The organism is Lysinibacillus sp. NPDC096382 (genome assembly GCF_044762845.1).
GTDB lineage: Bacteria > Bacillota > Bacilli > Bacillales_A > Planococcaceae > Lysinibacillus.
Map to the genome: position 1 here is coordinate 41,136 of NZ_JBIWFC010000009.1, position 18,054 is coordinate 59,189.

General features: G+C 39.3%; 19 protein-coding genes and 2 other annotated features. All 19 genes read right to left on the minus strand.

The genetic code is table 11. From position 1 onward, the window contains the following. Positions 1-143 precede the first annotated feature (143 nt). Positions 144-3,719 carry a DNA-directed RNA polymerase subunit beta gene (gene rpoB / locus ACIQZA_RS13940; RefSeq protein ID WP_185903523.1) on the minus strand — a complete coding sequence of 1,192 codons (3,576 nt, stop codon included), beginning with the start codon at positions 3,717-3,719 and terminating at the stop codon, positions 144-146. Between the two features lie 242 nt (positions 3,720-3,961). Continuing rightward, positions 3,962-4,564 (minus strand): class I SAM-dependent methyltransferase, encoded by a 603-nt coding sequence (locus ACIQZA_RS13945; protein ID WP_142509908.1) that lies wholly within the window; start codon positions 4,562-4,564, stop codon positions 3,962-3,964. Positions 4,565-4,640: 76 nt separating this feature from the next. Then, positions 4,641-5,000 carry a 50S ribosomal protein L7/L12 gene (rplL, locus tag ACIQZA_RS13950; protein ID WP_132362671.1) on the minus strand — a complete coding sequence of 120 codons (360 nt, stop codon included), beginning with the start codon at positions 4,998-5,000 and terminating at the stop codon, positions 4,641-4,643. Between the two features lie 68 nt (positions 5,001-5,068). Beyond that, a complete protein-coding gene (rplJ, locus tag ACIQZA_RS13955) occupies positions 5,069-5,569 on the minus strand; it encodes a 50S ribosomal protein L10 (protein ID WP_134022296.1) in 501 nt (166 codons plus the stop codon). Positions 5,570-5,601: 32 nt separating this feature from the next. Continuing rightward, positions 5,602-5,748 (minus strand) — a sequence feature (ribosomal protein L10 leader region). Positions 5,749-5,809: 61 nt separating this feature from the next. Beyond that, complete coding sequence (rplA, locus tag ACIQZA_RS13960) at positions 5,810-6,508, minus strand: 50S ribosomal protein L1 (protein ID WP_142509909.1); 699 nt, start codon at positions 6,506-6,508, stop codon at positions 5,810-5,812. Between the two features lie 119 nt (positions 6,509-6,627). Then, positions 6,628-7,053, minus strand: a complete 426-nt coding sequence (gene rplK / locus ACIQZA_RS13965) for a 50S ribosomal protein L11 (RefSeq protein WP_004233593.1) — start codon at positions 7,051-7,053, stop codon at positions 6,628-6,630. Positions 7,054-7,278: 225 nt separating this feature from the next. Then, the gene (nusG, locus tag ACIQZA_RS13970; RefSeq protein WP_049662801.1) at positions 7,279-7,812 is read right to left on the minus strand and encodes a transcription termination/antitermination protein NusG; all 534 of its coding nucleotides are present in this window, start codon (positions 7,810-7,812) and stop codon (positions 7,279-7,281) included. Between the two features lie 517 nt (positions 7,813-8,329). Beyond that, entirely contained in the window at positions 8,330-8,515 is a 186-nt protein-coding gene (secE, locus tag ACIQZA_RS13975; RefSeq protein ID WP_053596042.1) for a preprotein translocase subunit SecE, read from the minus strand. Positions 8,516-8,563: 48 nt separating this feature from the next. Then, positions 8,564-8,710, minus strand: coding sequence for a 50S ribosomal protein L33 (rpmG, locus tag ACIQZA_RS13980; protein WP_402881935.1), 147 nt, complete (start codon positions 8,708-8,710; stop codon positions 8,564-8,566). 76 nt (positions 8,711-8,786) lie between these two features. Further along, on the minus strand, positions 8,787-9,434 hold the full coding sequence (gene sigH, locus ACIQZA_RS13985; protein WP_049662792.1) for an RNA polymerase sporulation sigma factor SigH: 648 nt from the start codon (positions 9,432-9,434) through the stop codon (positions 8,787-8,789). A gap of 68 nt (positions 9,435-9,502) precedes the next feature. Beyond that, a complete protein-coding gene (locus tag ACIQZA_RS13990; RefSeq protein WP_142509910.1) occupies positions 9,503-10,015 on the minus strand; it encodes an NYN domain-containing protein in 513 nt (170 codons plus the stop codon). Positions 10,016-10,017: 2 nt separating this feature from the next. After that, the gene (gene rlmB / locus ACIQZA_RS13995) at positions 10,018-10,770 is read right to left on the minus strand and encodes a 23S rRNA (guanosine(2251)-2'-O)-methyltransferase RlmB (protein WP_142509911.1); all 753 of its coding nucleotides are present in this window, start codon (positions 10,768-10,770) and stop codon (positions 10,018-10,020) included. After that, the gene (locus ACIQZA_RS14000) at positions 10,770-11,189 is read right to left on the minus strand and encodes a Mini-ribonuclease 3 (protein ID WP_053482829.1); all 420 of its coding nucleotides are present in this window, start codon (positions 11,187-11,189) and stop codon (positions 10,770-10,772) included. Before ACIQZA_RS14000 ends, rlmB begins: the two co-directional genes overlap by 1 nt. 5 nt (positions 11,190-11,194) lie before the next feature. Continuing rightward, positions 11,195-12,595, minus strand: a complete 1,401-nt coding sequence (cysS, locus tag ACIQZA_RS14005; RefSeq protein ID WP_400937655.1) for a cysteine--tRNA ligase — start codon at positions 12,593-12,595, stop codon at positions 11,195-11,197. Then, the gene (epsC, locus tag ACIQZA_RS14010) at positions 12,592-13,242 is read right to left on the minus strand and encodes a serine O-acetyltransferase EpsC (protein WP_142509913.1); all 651 of its coding nucleotides are present in this window, start codon (positions 13,240-13,242) and stop codon (positions 12,592-12,594) included. Before epsC ends, cysS begins: the two co-directional genes overlap by 4 nt. Positions 13,243-13,428: 186 nt before the next feature. Then, positions 13,429-13,647: a binding site (T-box leader), on the minus strand. A gap of 50 nt (positions 13,648-13,697) precedes the next feature. Continuing rightward, positions 13,698-15,158: a glutamate--tRNA ligase gene (gene gltX, locus ACIQZA_RS14015; RefSeq protein WP_402881938.1), complete on the minus strand. Its 1,461-nt coding sequence runs from the start codon at positions 15,156-15,158 to the stop codon at positions 13,698-13,700. A 92-nt stretch (positions 15,159-15,250) separates the two neighbouring features. Then, entirely contained in the window at positions 15,251-15,727 is a 477-nt protein-coding gene (gene ispF, locus ACIQZA_RS14020; protein WP_400937650.1) for a 2-C-methyl-D-erythritol 2,4-cyclodiphosphate synthase, read from the minus strand. A 288-nt stretch (positions 15,728-16,015) separates the two neighbouring features. Next, positions 16,016-16,708: a 2-C-methyl-D-erythritol 4-phosphate cytidylyltransferase gene (gene ispD, locus ACIQZA_RS14025; RefSeq protein ID WP_142509944.1), complete on the minus strand. Its 693-nt coding sequence runs from the start codon at positions 16,706-16,708 to the stop codon at positions 16,016-16,018. Positions 16,709-16,720: 12 nt separating this feature from the next. Further along, a complete protein-coding gene (locus tag ACIQZA_RS14030; RefSeq protein ID WP_142509916.1) occupies positions 16,721-17,806 on the minus strand; it encodes a PIN/TRAM domain-containing protein in 1,086 nt (361 codons plus the stop codon). Positions 17,807-18,054: the final 248 nt, after the last annotated feature.

An 18,054-nucleotide genomic window follows, 5' to 3' on the forward strand; every position in this document is an offset into this window, starting at 1 on the left:
GAAAGCGAAGCGTCAGCTACAGACATTTGGACTTCTGCTGAAAGAAGTTAAAAGAAAAAGCCGGACAGGGCGTTAAATCCTGCCCGACTAATTTGAAAAATAACTTTGATCGTGTTCACAAAGTTGTGAACTAACGTTTTCCATTATTCAAAAGACTCTACTGGCTCTTCTTCTTTTTCTTGCTGTGGTGCAATGTTAAGTGCGTCAGCTGGTTGAAGATCTTCTTCTTCGTCTAAGTCGCGAAGCTCTACCTCTTCATCATTAACTGTTAACATTTTCACATCCATACCAAGAGATTGAAGTTCCTTAATCAATACTTTGAATGATTCAGGAACGCCTGGCTCTGGTACACTTTCACCTTTAACGATTGCTTCGTATGTTTTTACACGACCAACAACGTCATCAGATTTAACTGTTAAGATTTCTTGAAGTGTGTAAGCAGCACCGTATGCTTCAAGTGCCCATACTTCCATCTCACCAAAACGTTGTCCACCGAACTGTGCTTTACCACCAAGCGGCTGTTGAGTAACAAGTGAATAAGGACCTGTTGAACGAGCGTGAAGTTTATCATCAACCATGTGAGCAAGTTTGATCATGTACATGACACCAACTGATACACGGTTATCGAATGGTTCACCTGAACGTCCATCATACAGGATTGTTTTACCATCACGGTTCATGCCTGCTTCTTCCATTGTTTCCCAAACATCTTCCTCGTTGGCACCATCAAATACTGGAGTTGCCATATGAACGCCTAAGTAACGAGAAGCCATACCTAAGTGTAGTTCTAAAACTTGTCCGATGTTCATACGAGAAGGTACACCAAGTGGGTTTAACATGATATCAACAGGAGTACCGTCTGGCATGAATGGCATATCCTCTTCCGGTAAGATACGAGAGATAACCCCTTTGTTACCGTGACGTCCGGCCATTTTGTCCCCTACGCGAATTTTACGTTTTTGAACAATATAAGCACGAACTAATTGGTTAACACCCGGTGGTAATTCATCGCCATCTTCACGGTTAAATACTTTAACGTCAAGAATAATACCGCCAGCACCATGTGGTACACGTAATGAAGTATCACGAACTTCACGAGCTTTTTCACCGAAGATAGCATGTAATAAACGTTCTTCAGCAGTTAATTCTGTAACCCCTTTAGGTGTTACTTTACCTACAAGAATGTCACCATCACGTACTTCTGCACCGATGCGGATAATACCGCGTTCGTCTAAGTTACGAAGCGCATCTTCCCCAACGTTTGGAATATCACGAGTGATTTCTTCCGGTCCTAATTTTGTATCACGAGACTCTGATTCATATTCTTCAATATGAACAGATGTATAAACATCGTCTTTTACAAGGCGTTCGCTCATGATAACAGCATCCTCATAGTTAAAGCCGTTCCAAGTCATGAACGCAACAAGTACGTTACGACCAAGAGCAAGTTCACCATTTTCCATAGATGGACCATCTGCTAAAATGTCACGAGGTTTCACACGTTCGCCAACTTTTACAAGTGGACGTTGGTTGTATGAAGTACCTTGGTTAGAACGAATGAATTTTTGTAATTTATATTTTGTTAAATCGCCTTTTACCTCTTTACCGTCAACGACTTCAATGCGGCGAACATGGATAGAGCGAGCTTCAACGTGCTCAACAATACCATCATATTTCGCTACTACAGCCGCACCTGAGTCACGCGCATCAACGTGTTCCATACCAGTACCAACGAATGGAGCTTCTGGGTTAAGAAGAGGAACTGCTTGACGTTGCATGTTGGCACCCATAAGTGCACGGTTCGAGTCATCGTTTTCTAAGAACGGGATACATGCAGTCGCAGCTGACACTACTTGTTTAGGAGATACGTCCATGTAGTCCATTTGCGATTTATTAAATACTGTATTGTCCCCACGGAAACGACCTACTACTTCGTCTTTAGCAAATGTACCATCAGGATTTAATAGTGAGTTCGCTTGTGCTACATAGTAGTTATCTTCTTCATCAGCTGTTAAGTAATCAATTTGATCCGTTACTTGACCTGTTTCATGGTCAATACGACGATAAGGTGTTTCAATGAATCCGAATTTATTTACTTTGGCAAATGAAGATAGTGAGTTAATTAAACCAATGTTTGGACCCTCTGGTGTCTCGATTGGACACATACGACCATAGTGAGAATAGTGAACGTCACGTACTTCGAAACCAGCACGCTCACGTGTTAAACCACCAGGTCCTAATGCAGATAGACGACGCTTATGCGTTAACTCTGCCAATGGGTTTGTTTGGTCCATGAATTGTGATAATTGAGAGCTACCAAAGAACTCTTTAATTGACGCAATTACCGGACGAATATTAATTAATTGCTGTGGTACGATCGCAGCTGTATCGTTAATAGACATACGCTCACGCACTACACGTTCCATACGGGATAAACCGATACGGAATTGGTTTTGTAAAAGCTCACCAACAGAGCGTAGACGACGGTTACCTAAGTGGTCGATATCATCTGTTGCCCCTACTTGGTAAAGTAAGTTGAAGAAATAACCTACTGAAGATAATACGTCAGCCGGCGTAATATTCTTCACTTCTTCATCGATGTACGCATTACCAATAATATTGATTTCTTTTTGCGCTTCATCTTTTGGTGCATAAATTTTAATAGACTGGATTGTTACATCGTCTTCAAGTACCCCGCCAACTTGTGATAAAGTGCGGTAACCGATTCCTTTTGATGAATCTTCTAAATACGGTAAGATTTTATCTAAAGTACGACGATCAAGAACTGTACCCTTCTCTACTAAAATTTCGCCTGTTTCTGGGTCTACAAGCGTTTCAGCAATCGTTTGGTTAAATAAACGATTTTTGATATGAAGCTTTTTATTCATTTTGTAGCGACCAACATTCGCTAAATCATAGCGTTTTGCATCGAAGAAACGAGAGTATAATAAACTCTTCGCACTTTCAACTGTTGGTGGCTCACCTGGACGCAAACGTTCATAGATTTCTAAAAGTGCTTTTTCAGTACTTTCAGAGTTATCTTTTTCTAACGTATTACGTAAATACTCGTTATCACCGATAATATCGATAATTTCTTGGTCTGAACCGAAGCCTAATGCACGAAGTAACACTGTTACTGGTAGCTTACGAGTACGATCAATACGCACGTATACTACATCTTTCGCGTCAGTTTCATATTCTAACCATGCACCACGGTTCGGAATAACTGTCGCTCCGAAACCTTTCTTACCGTTTTTATCAGTTTTATCATGGAAATACACACTTGGCGAACGAACTAATTGTGAAACGATAACACGTTCAGCACCATTGATAATGAACGTACCTGTCTCTGTCATTAATGGGAAGTCACCCATGAAGACATCCTGTTCTTTCACTTCGTCTGTTTCTTTGTTGTAAAGACGTACTTTCACACGTAATGGAGCTGCGTAAGTAACATCTCGCTCTTTACACTCATCAACATCATACTTAGGATCTCCTAATGAATAATCGATGAATTCTAATGAAAGATTGCCTGTAAAGTCCTCGATCGGCGAAATGTCACGGAACATTTCACGTAAACCTTCTTCAAGGAACCACTCGTAAGACGCCGTTTGAATCTCAATCAGATTTGGAAGCTCAAGCACCTCGTTAATACGCGCAAAGCTTCTACGCTGGCGGTGTTGTCCATACTGAACTAGTTGACCTGTCAACTCATTCACCCCTCAATAAAGCGATATTAGGTCTTTGCAAAATCATACAAATAGTGTATGATTTCGAAAGACAAAAAGAAAACGAGTCTTCAAAAAGATCTCATTTTCGGTTAACTAAACTTATCTTGGCAAGTATACCCACATTATAACAATCATATTCAAAAAGGGCATACGACCTCAAAATAATATTTTTGCATTGTATCATGTTATCATAGCCGATTTGTCAAGTCAATAATTTATGCATATTTCACTTATTTTTTCGCGCGTACTATCCAGTACCCTTTTTTCTTCTCCACAACATCGACTTCAGAAAATTTTTCTTCCAAGTAACTTACCGTTGATGGTGCACCTTGCTTCTTCTGTATTACTACCCACAGCTCACCAGATGACACTAACTTATCATAAGCTCCATCGTAAAAGCGGAAAATTGTTTCCTTTCCTGCGCGAATTGGAGGATTGGTTAAAATAGCTGCGGCGTTTACATTATTGTCAACCATCGATAGTCCGTCACTCACAAATATCCGTACATTTTGAACACCGTTTACTTGCGCATTTTTTTGTGAGAGTGCAACAGCACGTTCATTGATATCCATCATAAGAACGGTACGGTCTGGGTTTGTTTTGGCAATCGATAATCCGATTGGTCCGTACCCACACCCCACATCAAAAATCGCACCATCAATATCAGGCATTTGAAAAGCATCTATTAAAACACGGGATCCAAAATCTACTTCGCTTTTACTAAATACACCTGCATCCGTTTCAAAGGAAAACGTATGCCCTAACAACTTGAATGTCCAGTGACGAGGTTTACTCTCGGTTTGAGGCTTACTCGTATAATAGTGATCTGACATTTCCACGCCTCCTCAGAATGAAGAAAAAAGCTCGCCACAATGACGAGCTTCCCTTTTGTTTAAAAGTAATGCGAGATTACTTAACTTCTACAGATGCGCCAACTTCTTCAAGTTTAGCTTTGATTTGTTCAGCTTCATCTTTAGAAACGCCTTCTTTAAGAGCTTTAGGAGCGTTATCTACTACTTCTTTAGCTTCTTTAAGACCTAAACCAGTGATTTCACGAACCACTTTAATTACTTTGATTTTTTCTGCACCAGCAGATGCTAATACTACGTCAAACTCAGTTTTTTCTTCAGCAGCGCCAGCAGCAGCACCTACTACTGCTACAGGAGCAGCAGCTGTTACACCGAATTCTTCTTCGATAGCTTTTACTAAATCGTTTAATTCAAGAACTGTCATAGCTTTGATAGCTTCTAAGATTTGCTCTTTATTCATTATAATTTCCTCCTAATTGGATAATGTTTTATTGTTGCGGTCAGGCCGCGGAAGTTACAGTGCGTATATTACGCGCCTTGTTCTTCTTTTTGTTCTGCAACAGCTTTTGTTGCAAGTGCGAAGTTGCGCACTGGAGCTTGAAGTACAGATAAAAGCATAGAAAGAAGACCTTCGCGTGATGGAAGTTCTGCAAGTGCTTTAACATCTTCAACAGATGAGATTGTACCTTCAATAATACCCGCTTTAATTTCTAAAGCTTCGTTTTTCTTAGCGAACTCGTTGATGATTTTAGCAGGAGCTACAACATCTTCATTTGAGAACGCAATTGCGTTAGGACCAACTAATACGTCATTGATTCCTTCAAGACCAACAGCTTCAGTAGCACGACGTGTTAAAGTGTTTTTGTAAACTTTGAACTCAACGCCAGCTTCACGAAGTTGTTTACGAAGTTCAGTTACTTGCGCAACGTTAAGACCACGGTAATCCACAACTACTACGGAAGCAGCGTTTTGGAATTTCTCAGTAATCTCTTGAACTTGTGCTTGTTTGTTTTCGATAACTTTGCTCATGATGACACCTCCTATTAGAATGGGTCATTTATACCGACAAAAGAAAAGCCTCTGGGTCACATAGACACAGAGGCTGAAAGTCATCATCTTTAAAATAAGATTCCGAATTCCGCTGTCCTCGGTAGGATCATTAAGTGACAAGTCACTCCTACTGTCTACGGTACAAATGGATGATTCACAACAGCAACCATCTTATCATAGATAGACAGCGCCGTCAACAGATTTACATAAAAACTTTAATTATTTTACTACTACACTTGAAGCGTCAACTTTAAGAGCTGGACCCATTGTAGTTGTAACGTTTACAGATTTCATGTAAGTACCTTTAGCTGCAGCAGGTTTAGCTTTTTGCACTACATCAAATACAGTTAAGAAGTTTTCTACTAATTTTTCTGTAGAGAAAGAAACTTTACCGATAGGTGCGTGGATGATACCAGCTTTATCAGCACGGTATTCTACTTTACCAGCTTTAATTTCGTTGATAGCTTTTGTTACATCGAAAGTAACTGTACCAGTTTTAGGGTTTGGCATTAAACCTTTAGGTCCTAATACGCGACCAAGTTTACCAACTTCGCCCATCATGTCAGGAGTTGCAACGATTACATCGAAATCAAACCAACCTTGTTGGATTTTTTGGATGTATTCTGCATCGCCTACATAGTCGGCACCAGCAGCTTCAGCTTCTTTAAGTTTTTCACCTTTAGCGAATACTAATACGCGTTGAGTTTTACCAGTACCGTTTGGTAACACTACTGCACCACGGATTTGTTGGTCGTTTTTACGAGTATCGATTCCTAGACGGAAAGCAACTTCTACAGTAGCGTCGAAGTTCACTGTGCTAGTTTTTTGAGCAAGTTCGATTGCTTCTTGAGCGCCGTATAATGCGTTACGGTCGATTAATTTTGCTGCATCTTGCAGTTTTTTACCTTTTTTAGCCATTATATAATTCCTCCTTGATTGTGGTTATAGCGGATTTTACCTCCCACGAATAAAGGTTGCGCGTTCACAAAGAAACTCCGCAACCTTCCAAAAAACAAATACATCATCAAGTAATGGGATTAGTCTTCGATAACAATACCCATGCTTCGTGCAGTACCTTCAACCATTAACATTGCAGCTTCTACTGAAGCAGCGTTAAGGTCTGGCATTTTAGTTTCAGCGATTTCGCGAACTTTATCACGTTTAACCGTTGCCACTTTTTTACGATTTGGTTCACCAGATCCAGATTGGATACCAGCTGCTACTTTAAGCAGTACTGCTGCAGGTGGAGTTTTTGTAATGAAAGTGAATGAACGGTCCTCGAATACTGAAATTTCAACTGGAATGATAAGACCAGCTTGATCTGCAGTACGCGCGTTGAATTCTTTACAGAATCCCATGATGTTCACACCTGCTTGACCTAATGCAGGACCAACCGGTGGAGCTGGGTTTGCTTTACCAGCAGGGATTTGAAGTTTAACAACTTTAATAACTTTTTTAGCCACGAGACACACCTCCTTAAGTCCGTGATGTGGTAATTGGGTTGCCCCTCCCACTCAATATCTGTCTGTCAGCTAATTGCCGATAACATTAAAATTATCATTGCAGACGTCAAACCAAAGTATGACAGTCTGACCTAGAAATGATACCACTTTTAATTTTTTTAAGCAAGTAGTAATTAACAAAATCTGCGACATACGTCTTAGACATATGTACTTTAGTTACTAGAACTACATTTTTTGTATTTGCTCAAAATCTAGTTCCATAATTGTTTCGCGACCAAACATATCGACAGAAACTTTCACTTTTCCTTTTTCAGTGTCAATTTCTTCAACACGTCCTTGGAAGTGAGCAAAAGGCCCTTCCAATACTTCTACTGCTTCTCCAACAGAAATATCAATCTCGACAATTTTGTCAGTCATTCCCATTTGTTGAAGTAGACGATCCGCTTCTTCAGGTAATAAAGGTGTCGGTTTTGCACCACCACCAGATGAACCGATAAAGCCAGTTACACCTGGTGTATTACGTACAACATACCATGAATCATCTGTCATAATTAGCTCTACTAAAACATAACCAGGGAAAACTTTACGCATCATAGTACGCTTTTTCCCATCCTTCATTTCTGTTTCTTCATGTTCAGGTACAATAACACGGAAAATCTTATCCTGCATACCCATTGTTTCTACACGTTTCTCTAGGTTTGCTTTTACGCGGTTTTCATACCCTGAATACGTATGAACAACATACCAATTTTTCTCCATAACTACTAGGACTCCTCGTCCGTCCCTCCCTTACAAATAAGAGTGAAAATGATTCACGATATGCTAAGTGCATTCTTTACTCTTTTCACAAACTGCTCATTAGAAAAACATAGCTTTCGCTAACAGCTAGCGAAAGCCTGATGATATATACCAAATCTAGCATAGTCATCTATCGCTACCCTCATACTATCCCTAGTAGCATACTAATCCTATTGAGAATATTTTATTGCTGTTCACTTCTTCAATTTCGCCTTGGCGTAATTGTAGCTGACGCTTCACTTTCGCGCAGATAAACAATGCGTCCGGATTTTCAATTGTGCCCAGGCCTGCAGGATGCAGGTCAGTTAGCCGTTTTCGCAGGACGCGAAGACTTTAGGCTAACATCCTTATATTCATTCCTTTAAAAATCCACGACATCCGCCAGATGTTTTATCTTCAACGAAGATAAAACAAACGAAAAAACCCGTTTATTGTAATGACGGGCTATTTCAGAAGTATTAACATGCTATTTACTAAATTATAACTCTAAGTACCAGCGGAATAATGATGAAATACCTAAGTCTACTAACACAAAAAATAAAGCCATAATTACAACAGTTGAAATTACAACGACTGTATATTTCGTCAGTTCTTTACTTTTTGGCCAGCTTGTTTTGCGCATTTCCGACATTACATTGCTGAAAAAGCCTTTAATCTTGCCCATTCTAGCCTAACCTCCGAATCAATCATATCTGTCTATTTACAAATTATTTTATAGCGTTTGTTTATGCACTGTATGTTCATTGCAATGCGAGCAAAATTTCTTTAATTCGAGGCGTACAGTTGTATCTACCTTAGCTGGAAACGTATAATTTCTCGATCCGCATTTTTCGCAATTTAGAACGACTTTTTTTGCCATATAATCACCTTTTCGGCACTTTGTCTTTTCAAGACTAACACCTATATTTGTCAATGTCAATAAAGGCATACAACCGCTAAGACATTTCTTCAAGAACTAAATGTCGCTCTAATTTACGCTTTACTCGTTGCAAAGCATTGTCAATAGACTTCACATGGCGATTTAATTTCTCAGAAATTTCATGGTAAGATTGCCCGTCTAAGTAAAGCGCTAACACTTGTAGCTCTAATTCACTTAAAATCTCACCCATCTTTTCTTCTAAGTAGCCAAACTCTTCTCTATGAATCATTAATTCTTCCGGATCATCCATAATAGCACCGGTTAACACATCCATTAATGTACGGTCTGACTCTTCATCAAAAATAGGCTTGTCCAAAGAAACATAAGAATTTAGTGGTATATGCTTTTGTCTTGTAGCTGTTTTAATAGCCGTAATAATTTGTCTCGTAATACATAATTCAGCAAAAGCTCGAAAAGAAGCAAGCTTATCTCCCTTAAAATCACGAATAGCTTTATACAAACCAATCATGCCCTCTTGCACAATGTCTTCTTTATCTGCACCAATTAAAAAATAAGATCTAGCCTTCGCTCTCACTAACAAACGGTATTTCGTAATTAAATAATCCAACGCATCTGTATTACCTTGATGCACCATTTCAATAAGTTCTTCATCATTGAATCGTTCAAAATCTTGTGTCACTTGTACAATACTATTTTTAAACATGGTATCACCTCAGCCACAACAGATAATTAGGAACAGTATAACGGAATTGGAAAATACGAGTCAATCAATCATTTCAAACCACGCCGCCATTTTTCGAAGGCCAAAGCAACATCAGGCTTTAGTGCTATGCGAGAAGGCGGCTTGCTATCCTGTTTTTGTTTCACATCATGAGAAATTTTATGTTGGATAATACCCATCTCAATTTCTAGCTCTCTCGCCGACTTTCGGAGAGCACCATTACCAAAAATAACATTTTGCTCTGCCATATCAGAGGTTGCTACGTGAATCTGTACATTTCTAGCTTTTAGTTCGTGTGTCATTTTTTCGATACGTTCATCTGCTGTTTCGTTTTTCCGTGTATAAATGACTTCGACATCATTTTCTAAATAAGTTTGCTCCACACCCGATACAAGATGTGCGTCAAAAACTATAATTACGCGCCACCCTATAGCTGCCTTATACTCAGCCATAAGCTCAATTAATCTCCTACGGGCATCTTCAAAATTAGTATCACGTAATGGTCGAAGCTCTTTCCAAGCTCCTATCATATTATAGCCGTCAACAAGCAAAATGTTGTTCATCGTCAATCATTCGCTTCTTGACGTTTACGATACACTTCGTACATTAAAAGTGCAGCAGCTACTGATGCATTTAGTGATGTGACATGCCCAATCATCGGTAAATGATATAAAAAGTCACATTTCTCTTTTAATAAGCGGCCCATCCCTTTACCTTCACTACCAATAATAATCGCAAGTGGCAATGTTGCATCCATTTTACGATAGTCTGCAGAACCTTTTGCATCTGTACCCGCAATCCAAACTCCTCGCTCTTTCAGCTCATCTACCGTCTGCGCTAGGTTATTAACACGCACGACAGGTACATGCTCAATTGCTCCCGTTGATGACTTTGCCACTACAGCTGTCAAACTCACAGAACGGCGCTTCGGAATAATAATACCATGCGCACCTATCGCATCAGCAGTTCGCATAATAGAGCCTAGATTATGAGGGTCTTCTAGCTCATCTAAAATTAAAAAGAATGGATCTTCTTGTTTTTTTGCCGCTACAGCAAATAAATCCTCTAGCTCTGCATATCTATATGCTGCAACAGAGGCAACTATTCCTTGGTGATTGGCATCTGATAATTGATCCACCTTTTTTTTCGGGACAAATTGAACGATGATGCCACGTTCTCGTGCTAAATCTAGAAGTTCATTAACACCTGATTTTTTCACACCTTCTGCAATCCATACTTTATTCATATCGCGGCCTGAACGAAGTGCTTCTAACACTGGGTTTTTACCGGCAATAATTTCACCATTTTGCTCTGCCATTAATTCGACACTCCTTTTGATTCCTCGATAATTTGAATAGCGTATGCAATGATTGCATAAACGCGTTCTAATTCATTTAATAAATACAAACTACCAAGCACAGCCTCAAAGCCTGAACTATTACGGTATGTTTGAACATCTGTATTTTTGGGCACAGAGCCGGATTTGGCATTGCGTCCACGACGGAACACAGCCAACTCCTCCTCTGTTAAAAAGCCTTCATCCATCATTCGATGTACAATCATAGATTGTGCTTTCGCTGATACGTAACGTGTTGCTTCTCTATGAAGTGTGTTAGGTTTGACACGGCCAGCACGTAGTAAATGCTCTCGTATCTTTTGTTCTAAAACTGCGTCTCCCATATAGGCTAACGCTAATGCATTCAATTGCTTAACATCTTCGTTGCGGAGTTTATCCAAGTTACTTACCCTCGTTTCCATCTAGTTCCTTGTCGCGTATCTTCTAAAATGATACCTTGCGCTTGCAAATGGTCACGAATTTCATCCGAACGAGCAAAATCACGATTTTTACGTGCATCTACACGTTCCTGTAACAGTGCTTCAATTTCTTCGTCTAATAGCTCTTCTTCTTTTGCAAATTCAATACCTAAGACGTCACCTAACACCTCAAAAGTTTCAGTAAAACTTACTAATACTTTTTCATCAGTATTCGTTTCATTTAGATAAATATTTGCGATACGCGCTAATTCGAATAATACAGAAATGGCATTGGCTGTATTAAAGTCATCATCCATCGCTTCTTCAAAGTGAGCTTTTTGTTCAGCAATTTTTCCAAGCCATTCTGCTGAGTGATCACCTAAGTTCGCAGTTGCTGTTAAACGGTGTTTCACATTGTTGTAGGCAGTACGAATTCGTTCTAACCCATTTGCGGCTGCATCTACTAAATCCTTCGCAAAGTTAATCGGATGACGATAATGCACAGAAAGCATAAAGAAGCGTAAAACTTGTGGGTCGATTTGTTTACGAATATCATTAACGAGTATAAAATTACCAAGGGATTTGGACATTTTTTCATTATCAATATTAATATACCCATTGTGCATCCAGTAACGCGCAAATGTTTTATCATTATGAGCTTCAGATTGTGCAATTTCATTTTCATGATGCGGGAATGTTAAATCTTGCCCACCAGCATGAATATCAATAGTATCTCCTAAATGCTCACGTGCCATTACGGAGCACTCAATATGCCAACCCGGACGTCCTTTGCCCCAAGGACTTTCCCAGTAAATTTCACCTGGCTTTACAGCTTTCCATAGAGCGAAATCTAACGCATCATCTTTTTTCTCGCCTGCTTCTATACGAGCACCAATTTTTAAATCATCCACCGATTGGTGAGATAATTTACCGTAACCATTAAATTTTCGAGTTCGGTAATAGACATCACCAGCTGATTCATAAGCATAACCCTTATCGACTAAAACTTGAATAAATTGAATGATATCATCCATATGCTCTGTTACACGCGGATGTACATCTGCTTTCTTACAACCTAGCGCTGAAACATCTTCAAAGTATGCGGCAATAAAGCGCTCCGTTAATTCATGAACTTCTTCTCCAAGTTCATTTGCAGCCTTAATAATTTTGTCGTCCACATCTGTAAAATTTGAAACAAATTTTACATCATAGCCTTTGTATTGGAAATAACGACGTACTGTATCGTAGACAATTACAGGACGTGAATTTCCAATATGAATGTAGTTATAAACTGTCGGACCGCAAACGTACATTTTTACTTTGCCTTCTTCCAACGGCACGAAAGTTTCCTTTTGTCGTGTTAATGAGTTGAAAATTTGAATACTCATTGTGTTTCTCTCTCCTTTTGTAAGCGTTCGATTTCCTGATTCAATGCTGCAATCTGCTTCTCGAAAGCTTGACAACGTTCTTCTACAGGGTCAGGTATATTTTGGTGGTCTAGTTTTTTCTCTAGACGAACTCCATCCTTAATCACTATTTTACCAGGAATGCCGACAACTGTAGCATTTGGCGGCACTTCTTTTAAGACAACTGAACCTGCACCAATTTTACTATTTTCGCCAATTGTAATAGAACCTAACACTTTTGCACCTGTCGCAACTAGTACATTATCCTCTAACGTCGGATGGCGTTTCCCCTTTTCTTTTCCTGTACCACCTAAAGTTACACCTTGATACAACGTTACATTATCACCAATCTCACATGTTTCACCAATTACAACGCCCATCCCATGGTCAATAAAGAAACGTCGACCGATTTTCGCTCCAGGATGAATTTCAATTCCAGTAAAGAAGCGACTAATTTGTGAAATGGCACGGGCTATAAAATAAAACCGCTTTTTAAAGAACCAATGGGCAACTCGATGTGACCAAGTAGCGTGCAAACCTGAGTATGTTAATATAACTTCGAATACACTACGCGCCGCTGGATCATTCTCAAAAATTGTTTCTACATCTTCCTTCATTCTTTTAAACACAAAAGCTCCCCCTTTTCGTTTTGATCTGCTTTAATTCCACACAACCACTTGCATCCCTGGCCATTGAAATATTATAGCTGACGTTGATCTCACCGCAGAGTCAGTGAAGTAGAATCCGGCGCATCCAGCGCTTCAAGTCACCTGTCCAGAAAATAAAAAAGCGCCCCTATCATCCCAAAAAGGAATGACAGAGACGCTAAATTTGCGCGGTTCCACTCTGATTGAAGGCGTATGCCTTCCACTCTGGACGTTCTGTAACGGGAACGAATCGATAAAGCCTACTAGTTGTTCAGCTTTATGCTCAAAGGTGCATTTCAGTTTTGCCTAGGCTCAGACCACTTGCAGCCGGTGATGGTCCTCTCTTTGGAGCATGCGCCACTTACTTCTCCTTATCAACGCTTTCTCAATGTAAATACATTTTACAACGAACTAATAAATTGTCAATCAATTTCTACTTATTGTGCAAATTTTTCTACACGGCCAATTGTTTTCTGTTTGCCAATTAAGCAAATCGCGTTAGGTAGTTCTGGACCATGCGTTTCACCTGTTGTTACGACACGGATTGGCATAAATAGATTTTTACCTTTGTGACCTGTTTCTTTTTGAACAGCTTTAATAGCCGCTTTGACAGCTTCAGGCGTAAATTCTTCTAAACCTTCAAGTTGTGCTTTAAATGCAGCCATTACCTCAGGTACTTGCTCACCTGCTAAAACTGCTTTTGCTTCTTCATCATATTCAATATGATCGTTAAAGAATAGGCGAGATAGTTCTACAATTTCAGCACCAAAGCTCATTTGATCATGATAAAGTGCGATTAAATCTGTAGCCCATGCACGTTCTTCTTCTGTTAACTCTTCTGGTAATAAACCAGCTTTTTGTAAGTGCGGTAAAGATAATACCACTACTTCTTCTAAAGATAATTTTTTAATGTATTGGTTATTCATCCAAGTAAGCTTTTGTTTATCAAACATAGATGGTGATTTTGAAAGACGTTTTTCATCAAAGATTTTAATAAATTCCTCTTTTGAGAAAATCTCTTCTTCTCCTTCAGGAGACCAACCAAGTAATGCGAAGAAGTTGAACATCGCTTCAGGTAAGTAGCCTAAATCTTTATATTGTGTGACGAATTGAATAATGGATTCATCACGTTTTGATAATTTTTTGCGGTTTTCATTAATGATTAATGTCATATGACCAAAGCGTGGATATTCCCAGCCGAATGCATCAAAGATCATCATTTGTTTTGGTGTATTCGATAAATGCTCTTCACCACGGAATACATGCGAAATTTCCATAAAGTGATCATCTAGCACTACCGCATAGTTATACGTAGGGATACCGTTCGCTTTTACAAGAACCCAGTCACCAATATCTTTTGACTCAAACGCTACTTGTCCACGTACTAAGTCTTCAAATTTATATGTTACATTTTCAGGTACGCGCATACGAATTGTATATTGTTCACCAGCAGCTTCTTTAGCCGCAACTTCCTCTGCTGATAAATGACGACAAGTACCATCATAAGTTGGAGCTGCAACACCTCGTGCTTTTTGTTCTTCACGAGACGCTTCTAATTTCTCAGAAGAACAGAAGCATTTGTAAGCCAAAACTTGCTCTAGTAGCTTCTCAGCGTGTTCTTTATAAATATCAAGACGTTCCATTTGACGGTAAGGTGCATATGGTCCACCAATATCGATCGACTCATCATACTCTATACCTAACCATTTTAAATTATCTAGCTGAGATGCTTCTCCGCCCTCTACATTACGCTCAATATCTGTATCCTCAATACGTACGATGAATTTACCGTTATGATGTTTTGCATATAAATAGTTAAATAACGCTGTACGCGCTCCACCGATATGTAAGAAACCAGTAGGGGATGGCGCGTAACGAACACGAACTTCTTTCGCCATAATTAAAAGCCTCCTAAATTTTCGATCAAAAAATTGACTTTGTTCATTTTACCACTCTGTTACAGGAAATAAAAGCGCTTTAGAGCCTGCTTTTATTTCTTAATCAATAGGATTGTCGCCATCGCAGCAATCCCTTCCTCGCGACCTGTAAAACCTAAACGCTCAGTTGTTGTTGCTTTTACATTCACTTGAGAAGGCTCTGCATGAAGCAATTCAGCAATACGATTTTGCATTTGTTGAATATACGGCGCCATTTTCGGACGCTGTGCCATAATCGTACAATCCACATTACCTAGAACATAGCCCTTATCCTCAACAATATTCCAAATATACTCTAATAATTTCGCTGAATCAGCATCCTTGAACGCGGGATCTGTATCTGGGAAATGACGACCGATATCTCCCTCACCAATTGCCCCTAACGCTGCATCTGTTACAGTGTGCAATAAAACATCAGCGTCGGAATGCCCTACTAACCCTTTTTCATGAGGAATTGTTATACCACCAATAATTAAAGGACGTCCTTCTTCAAATGCATGCACGTCAAATCCTTGTCCCACTCGAAACATATGATTTTGAAACTGTCTAATAAGATAAATAAAACAGGAAAATCCACCAACTGAAGCTCATTCACTTCAAAAAATATGCAGACTTAAAAAGCTTCTACTCAGCTTATAAGGCAGCCTCATTCACCTTCCTTCACTTATATATTTACTCTATATTATACCCTCACATTTTAACATATTTCCTAGGAAATTGAGTCGGTAGTGAACAGTACTGTGAATTAACATCAAAATATAGCAAAATGTAAAATCTCATCAGCAAATTATAATGCTGATGAGATTTTTAGTTTGTTATTATAATTTTTTTAAAGCACGTTTACGCAATATAGCTTCACCGAAAACTAAATCCTCTTGCGTCGTCATCTTTACATTCTCGTAGCTACTTTCCACAATATGCACCTCATGTCCGAGACGCTCAACAAGCATTGCTTCATCTGTGCCAAGGAAGCCTACCTTCTCAGCTACATCCTCTGCCTCTACAATCAAATCAAATTGAAATGCTTGTGGGGTTTGAATCATCCATAAGCTTTCTCGATCAATAGTCTCTTCAATAACACCATCGCGCACTTTTTTCATCGTATCCTTCGCACGAACACCCGCAATCGCAGCGCCAAAGTTATACGCACTTTGTACAAGATTCGCAATAATATCATGCGTAATAAACGGACGCGCAGCATCATGCACAAGCACAATACCAACCTGCTTCATTTCTTTCATGCACGAATGGACGGAATGCTGTCGTTCTGCACCACCATCAGGTAAACCTTTAACTTTAGTAATTCCATACCTCTCTAGCATTTCTTGAATAAATATACGCTCTTCCGGCTTCACTGCAAGCCAAATACCTGTACACTGGCTATCCTGTTCAAAAACCTCTAGTGTGTGTATGAGGATTGGTTTTTCTAAAAGATTTAAAAACAACTTATTTTGCCCTGCACCCATTCGCTTTCCGCTTCCCGCAGCAGGTAACACTACTTCATATTGCACATTTCCCACTTCCTAGTCATCCTTTGGTTTAGCAAAAATCATACGACCCGCTGATGTTTGAAGAACACTCGTTACGGTTACTGTAATTGCCTGTCCTATATAGCTACGTCCCCCTTCAACAACGATCATTGTGCCGTCATCTAAATAGGCAACCCCTTGATTATGCTCTTTGCCATCTTTAATGACCATCACTTGCATATCCTCACCTGGAATAACGACAGGCTTTACTGCATTTGCTAAATCATTAATATTCAGCACTTTAACGTGGTGGAGCTCACAAACTTTGTTCAGGTTAAAGTCGTTCGTAACAATTTGTGTATCGTGCCCCATTTTCTTTGCAAGGCGTACTAGTTTTAAATCAACCTCTTGCACATCCTCAAAGTCCTCTTCAGTAATCTGTACCTTCGTCATACGTTCATCTTGTAATTTCTTCAAAATATCTAAGCCACGGCGACCTCTTGTACGCTTTAATGTATCCGAAGAATCAGCAATATGCTGAAGCTCAGTAAGGACAAATTGAGGTACAACTAGAGTACCTTCTATAAAGCCTGTTTCAGAAATATCTGCAATACGACCATCAATAATAACACTAGTATCTAACAGTTTATAGCTTCCTCGCGCTTCTTGAGGCTCTACACCTTCCGTTAATTTTTTCTTCGCATTATTACCACGTAACGTAAATAGCTGGATTAATTCATCTCGCTTTTTAAAGCCTACACGGAACCCTAAATAGCCGAGCACAAATGACAGTATTATTGGTAAAACCTTTGTAAATTTCGGTAAATCCATACTATCAATTGCAAATCCTAAGAAATAAGCAACGATTAGCCCGATAATAAGGCCAAGTGTACCAAATAATAAATCCCCAACAGGTACTTTAAATAGCACCTCTTCCATCCAACTAAGAAGCCTTACGAAGTAATCTGAAAAGGCAAACGATAGTGTAAACAGTAAAAGCGCTCCTAAAGCTACTGATACGTAGGGATTATCAAGCCAAGGATTAGATGATAAATGAAGCAATTCGTATAATGGCGGTAAGAAAACAAGGCCTAATGCTCCTCCAATCAGTAAAAAAGCAATTTGAACAAATTTTTTCATAAACTGTCACCTCCCATTTTTAATATATAATTATACATAGTTTACTGTAGAAAATCTTTTATGAACCCATCAAAGTATCATTAATATCTCTTCTTGTGATCGACCATTTCGATTCTAATGAAAGAGGAAAATCAATTATTGAAATCCTTCACACTCAAATTAGAAATGCTTAAGCATCTGCTGGACATTAAAGATGCCTTTTCACAGACGTTATCTTAGACGCCGTTTCCCCCCTTAGAGTTTCCTAC

Coding starts and splice junctions, on each gene's coding strand:
- ACIQZA_RS13945 (WP_142509908.1), bottom strand. CDS start 4,564: ATGTCAGATCACTATTATACGAGTAAGCCTCAAACCGAGAGTAAACCT.
- rplL (WP_132362671.1), bottom strand. CDS start 5,000: ATGAATAAAGAGCAAATCTTAGAAGCTATCAAAGCTATGACAGTTCTT.
- rplJ (WP_134022296.1), bottom strand. CDS start 5,569: ATGAGCAAAGTTATCGAAAACAAACAAGCACAAGTTCAAGAGATTACT.
- rplA (WP_142509909.1), bottom strand. CDS start 6,508: ATGGCTAAAAAAGGTAAAAAACTGCAAGATGCAGCAAAATTAATCGAC.
- nusG (WP_049662801.1), bottom strand. CDS start 7,812: ATGGAGAAAAATTGGTATGTTGTTCATACGTATTCAGGGTATGAAAAC.
- secE (WP_053596042.1), bottom strand. CDS start 8,515: ATGGGCAAGATTAAAGGCTTTTTCAGCAATGTAATGTCGGAAATGCGC.
- rpmG (WP_402881935.1), bottom strand. CDS start 8,710: ATGGCAAAAAAAGTCGTTCTAAATTGCGAAAAATGCGGATCGAGAAAT.
- sigH (WP_049662792.1), bottom strand. CDS start 9,434: ATGTTTAAAAATAGTATTGTACAAGTGACACAAGATTTTGAACGATTC.
- ACIQZA_RS13990 (WP_142509910.1), bottom strand. CDS start 10,015: ATGAACAACATTTTGCTTGTTGACGGCTATAATATGATAGGAGCTTGG.
- rlmB (WP_142509911.1), bottom strand. CDS start 10,770: ATGGCAGAGCAAAATGGTGAAATTATTGCCGGTAAAAACCCAGTGTTA.
- cysS (WP_400937655.1), bottom strand. CDS start 12,595: ATGAGTATTCAAATTTTCAACTCATTAACACGACAAAAGGAAACTTTC.
- gltX (WP_402881938.1), bottom strand. CDS start 15,158: ATGGCGAAAGAAGTTCGTGTTCGTTACGCGCCATCCCCTACTGGTTTC.
- ispF (WP_400937650.1), bottom strand. CDS start 15,727: ATGTTTCGAGTGGGACAAGGATTTGACGTGCATGCATTTGAAGAAGGA.
- ACIQZA_RS14030 (WP_142509916.1), bottom strand. CDS start 17,806: ATGAAAAAATTTGTTCAAATTGCTTTTTTACTGATTGGAGGAGCATTA.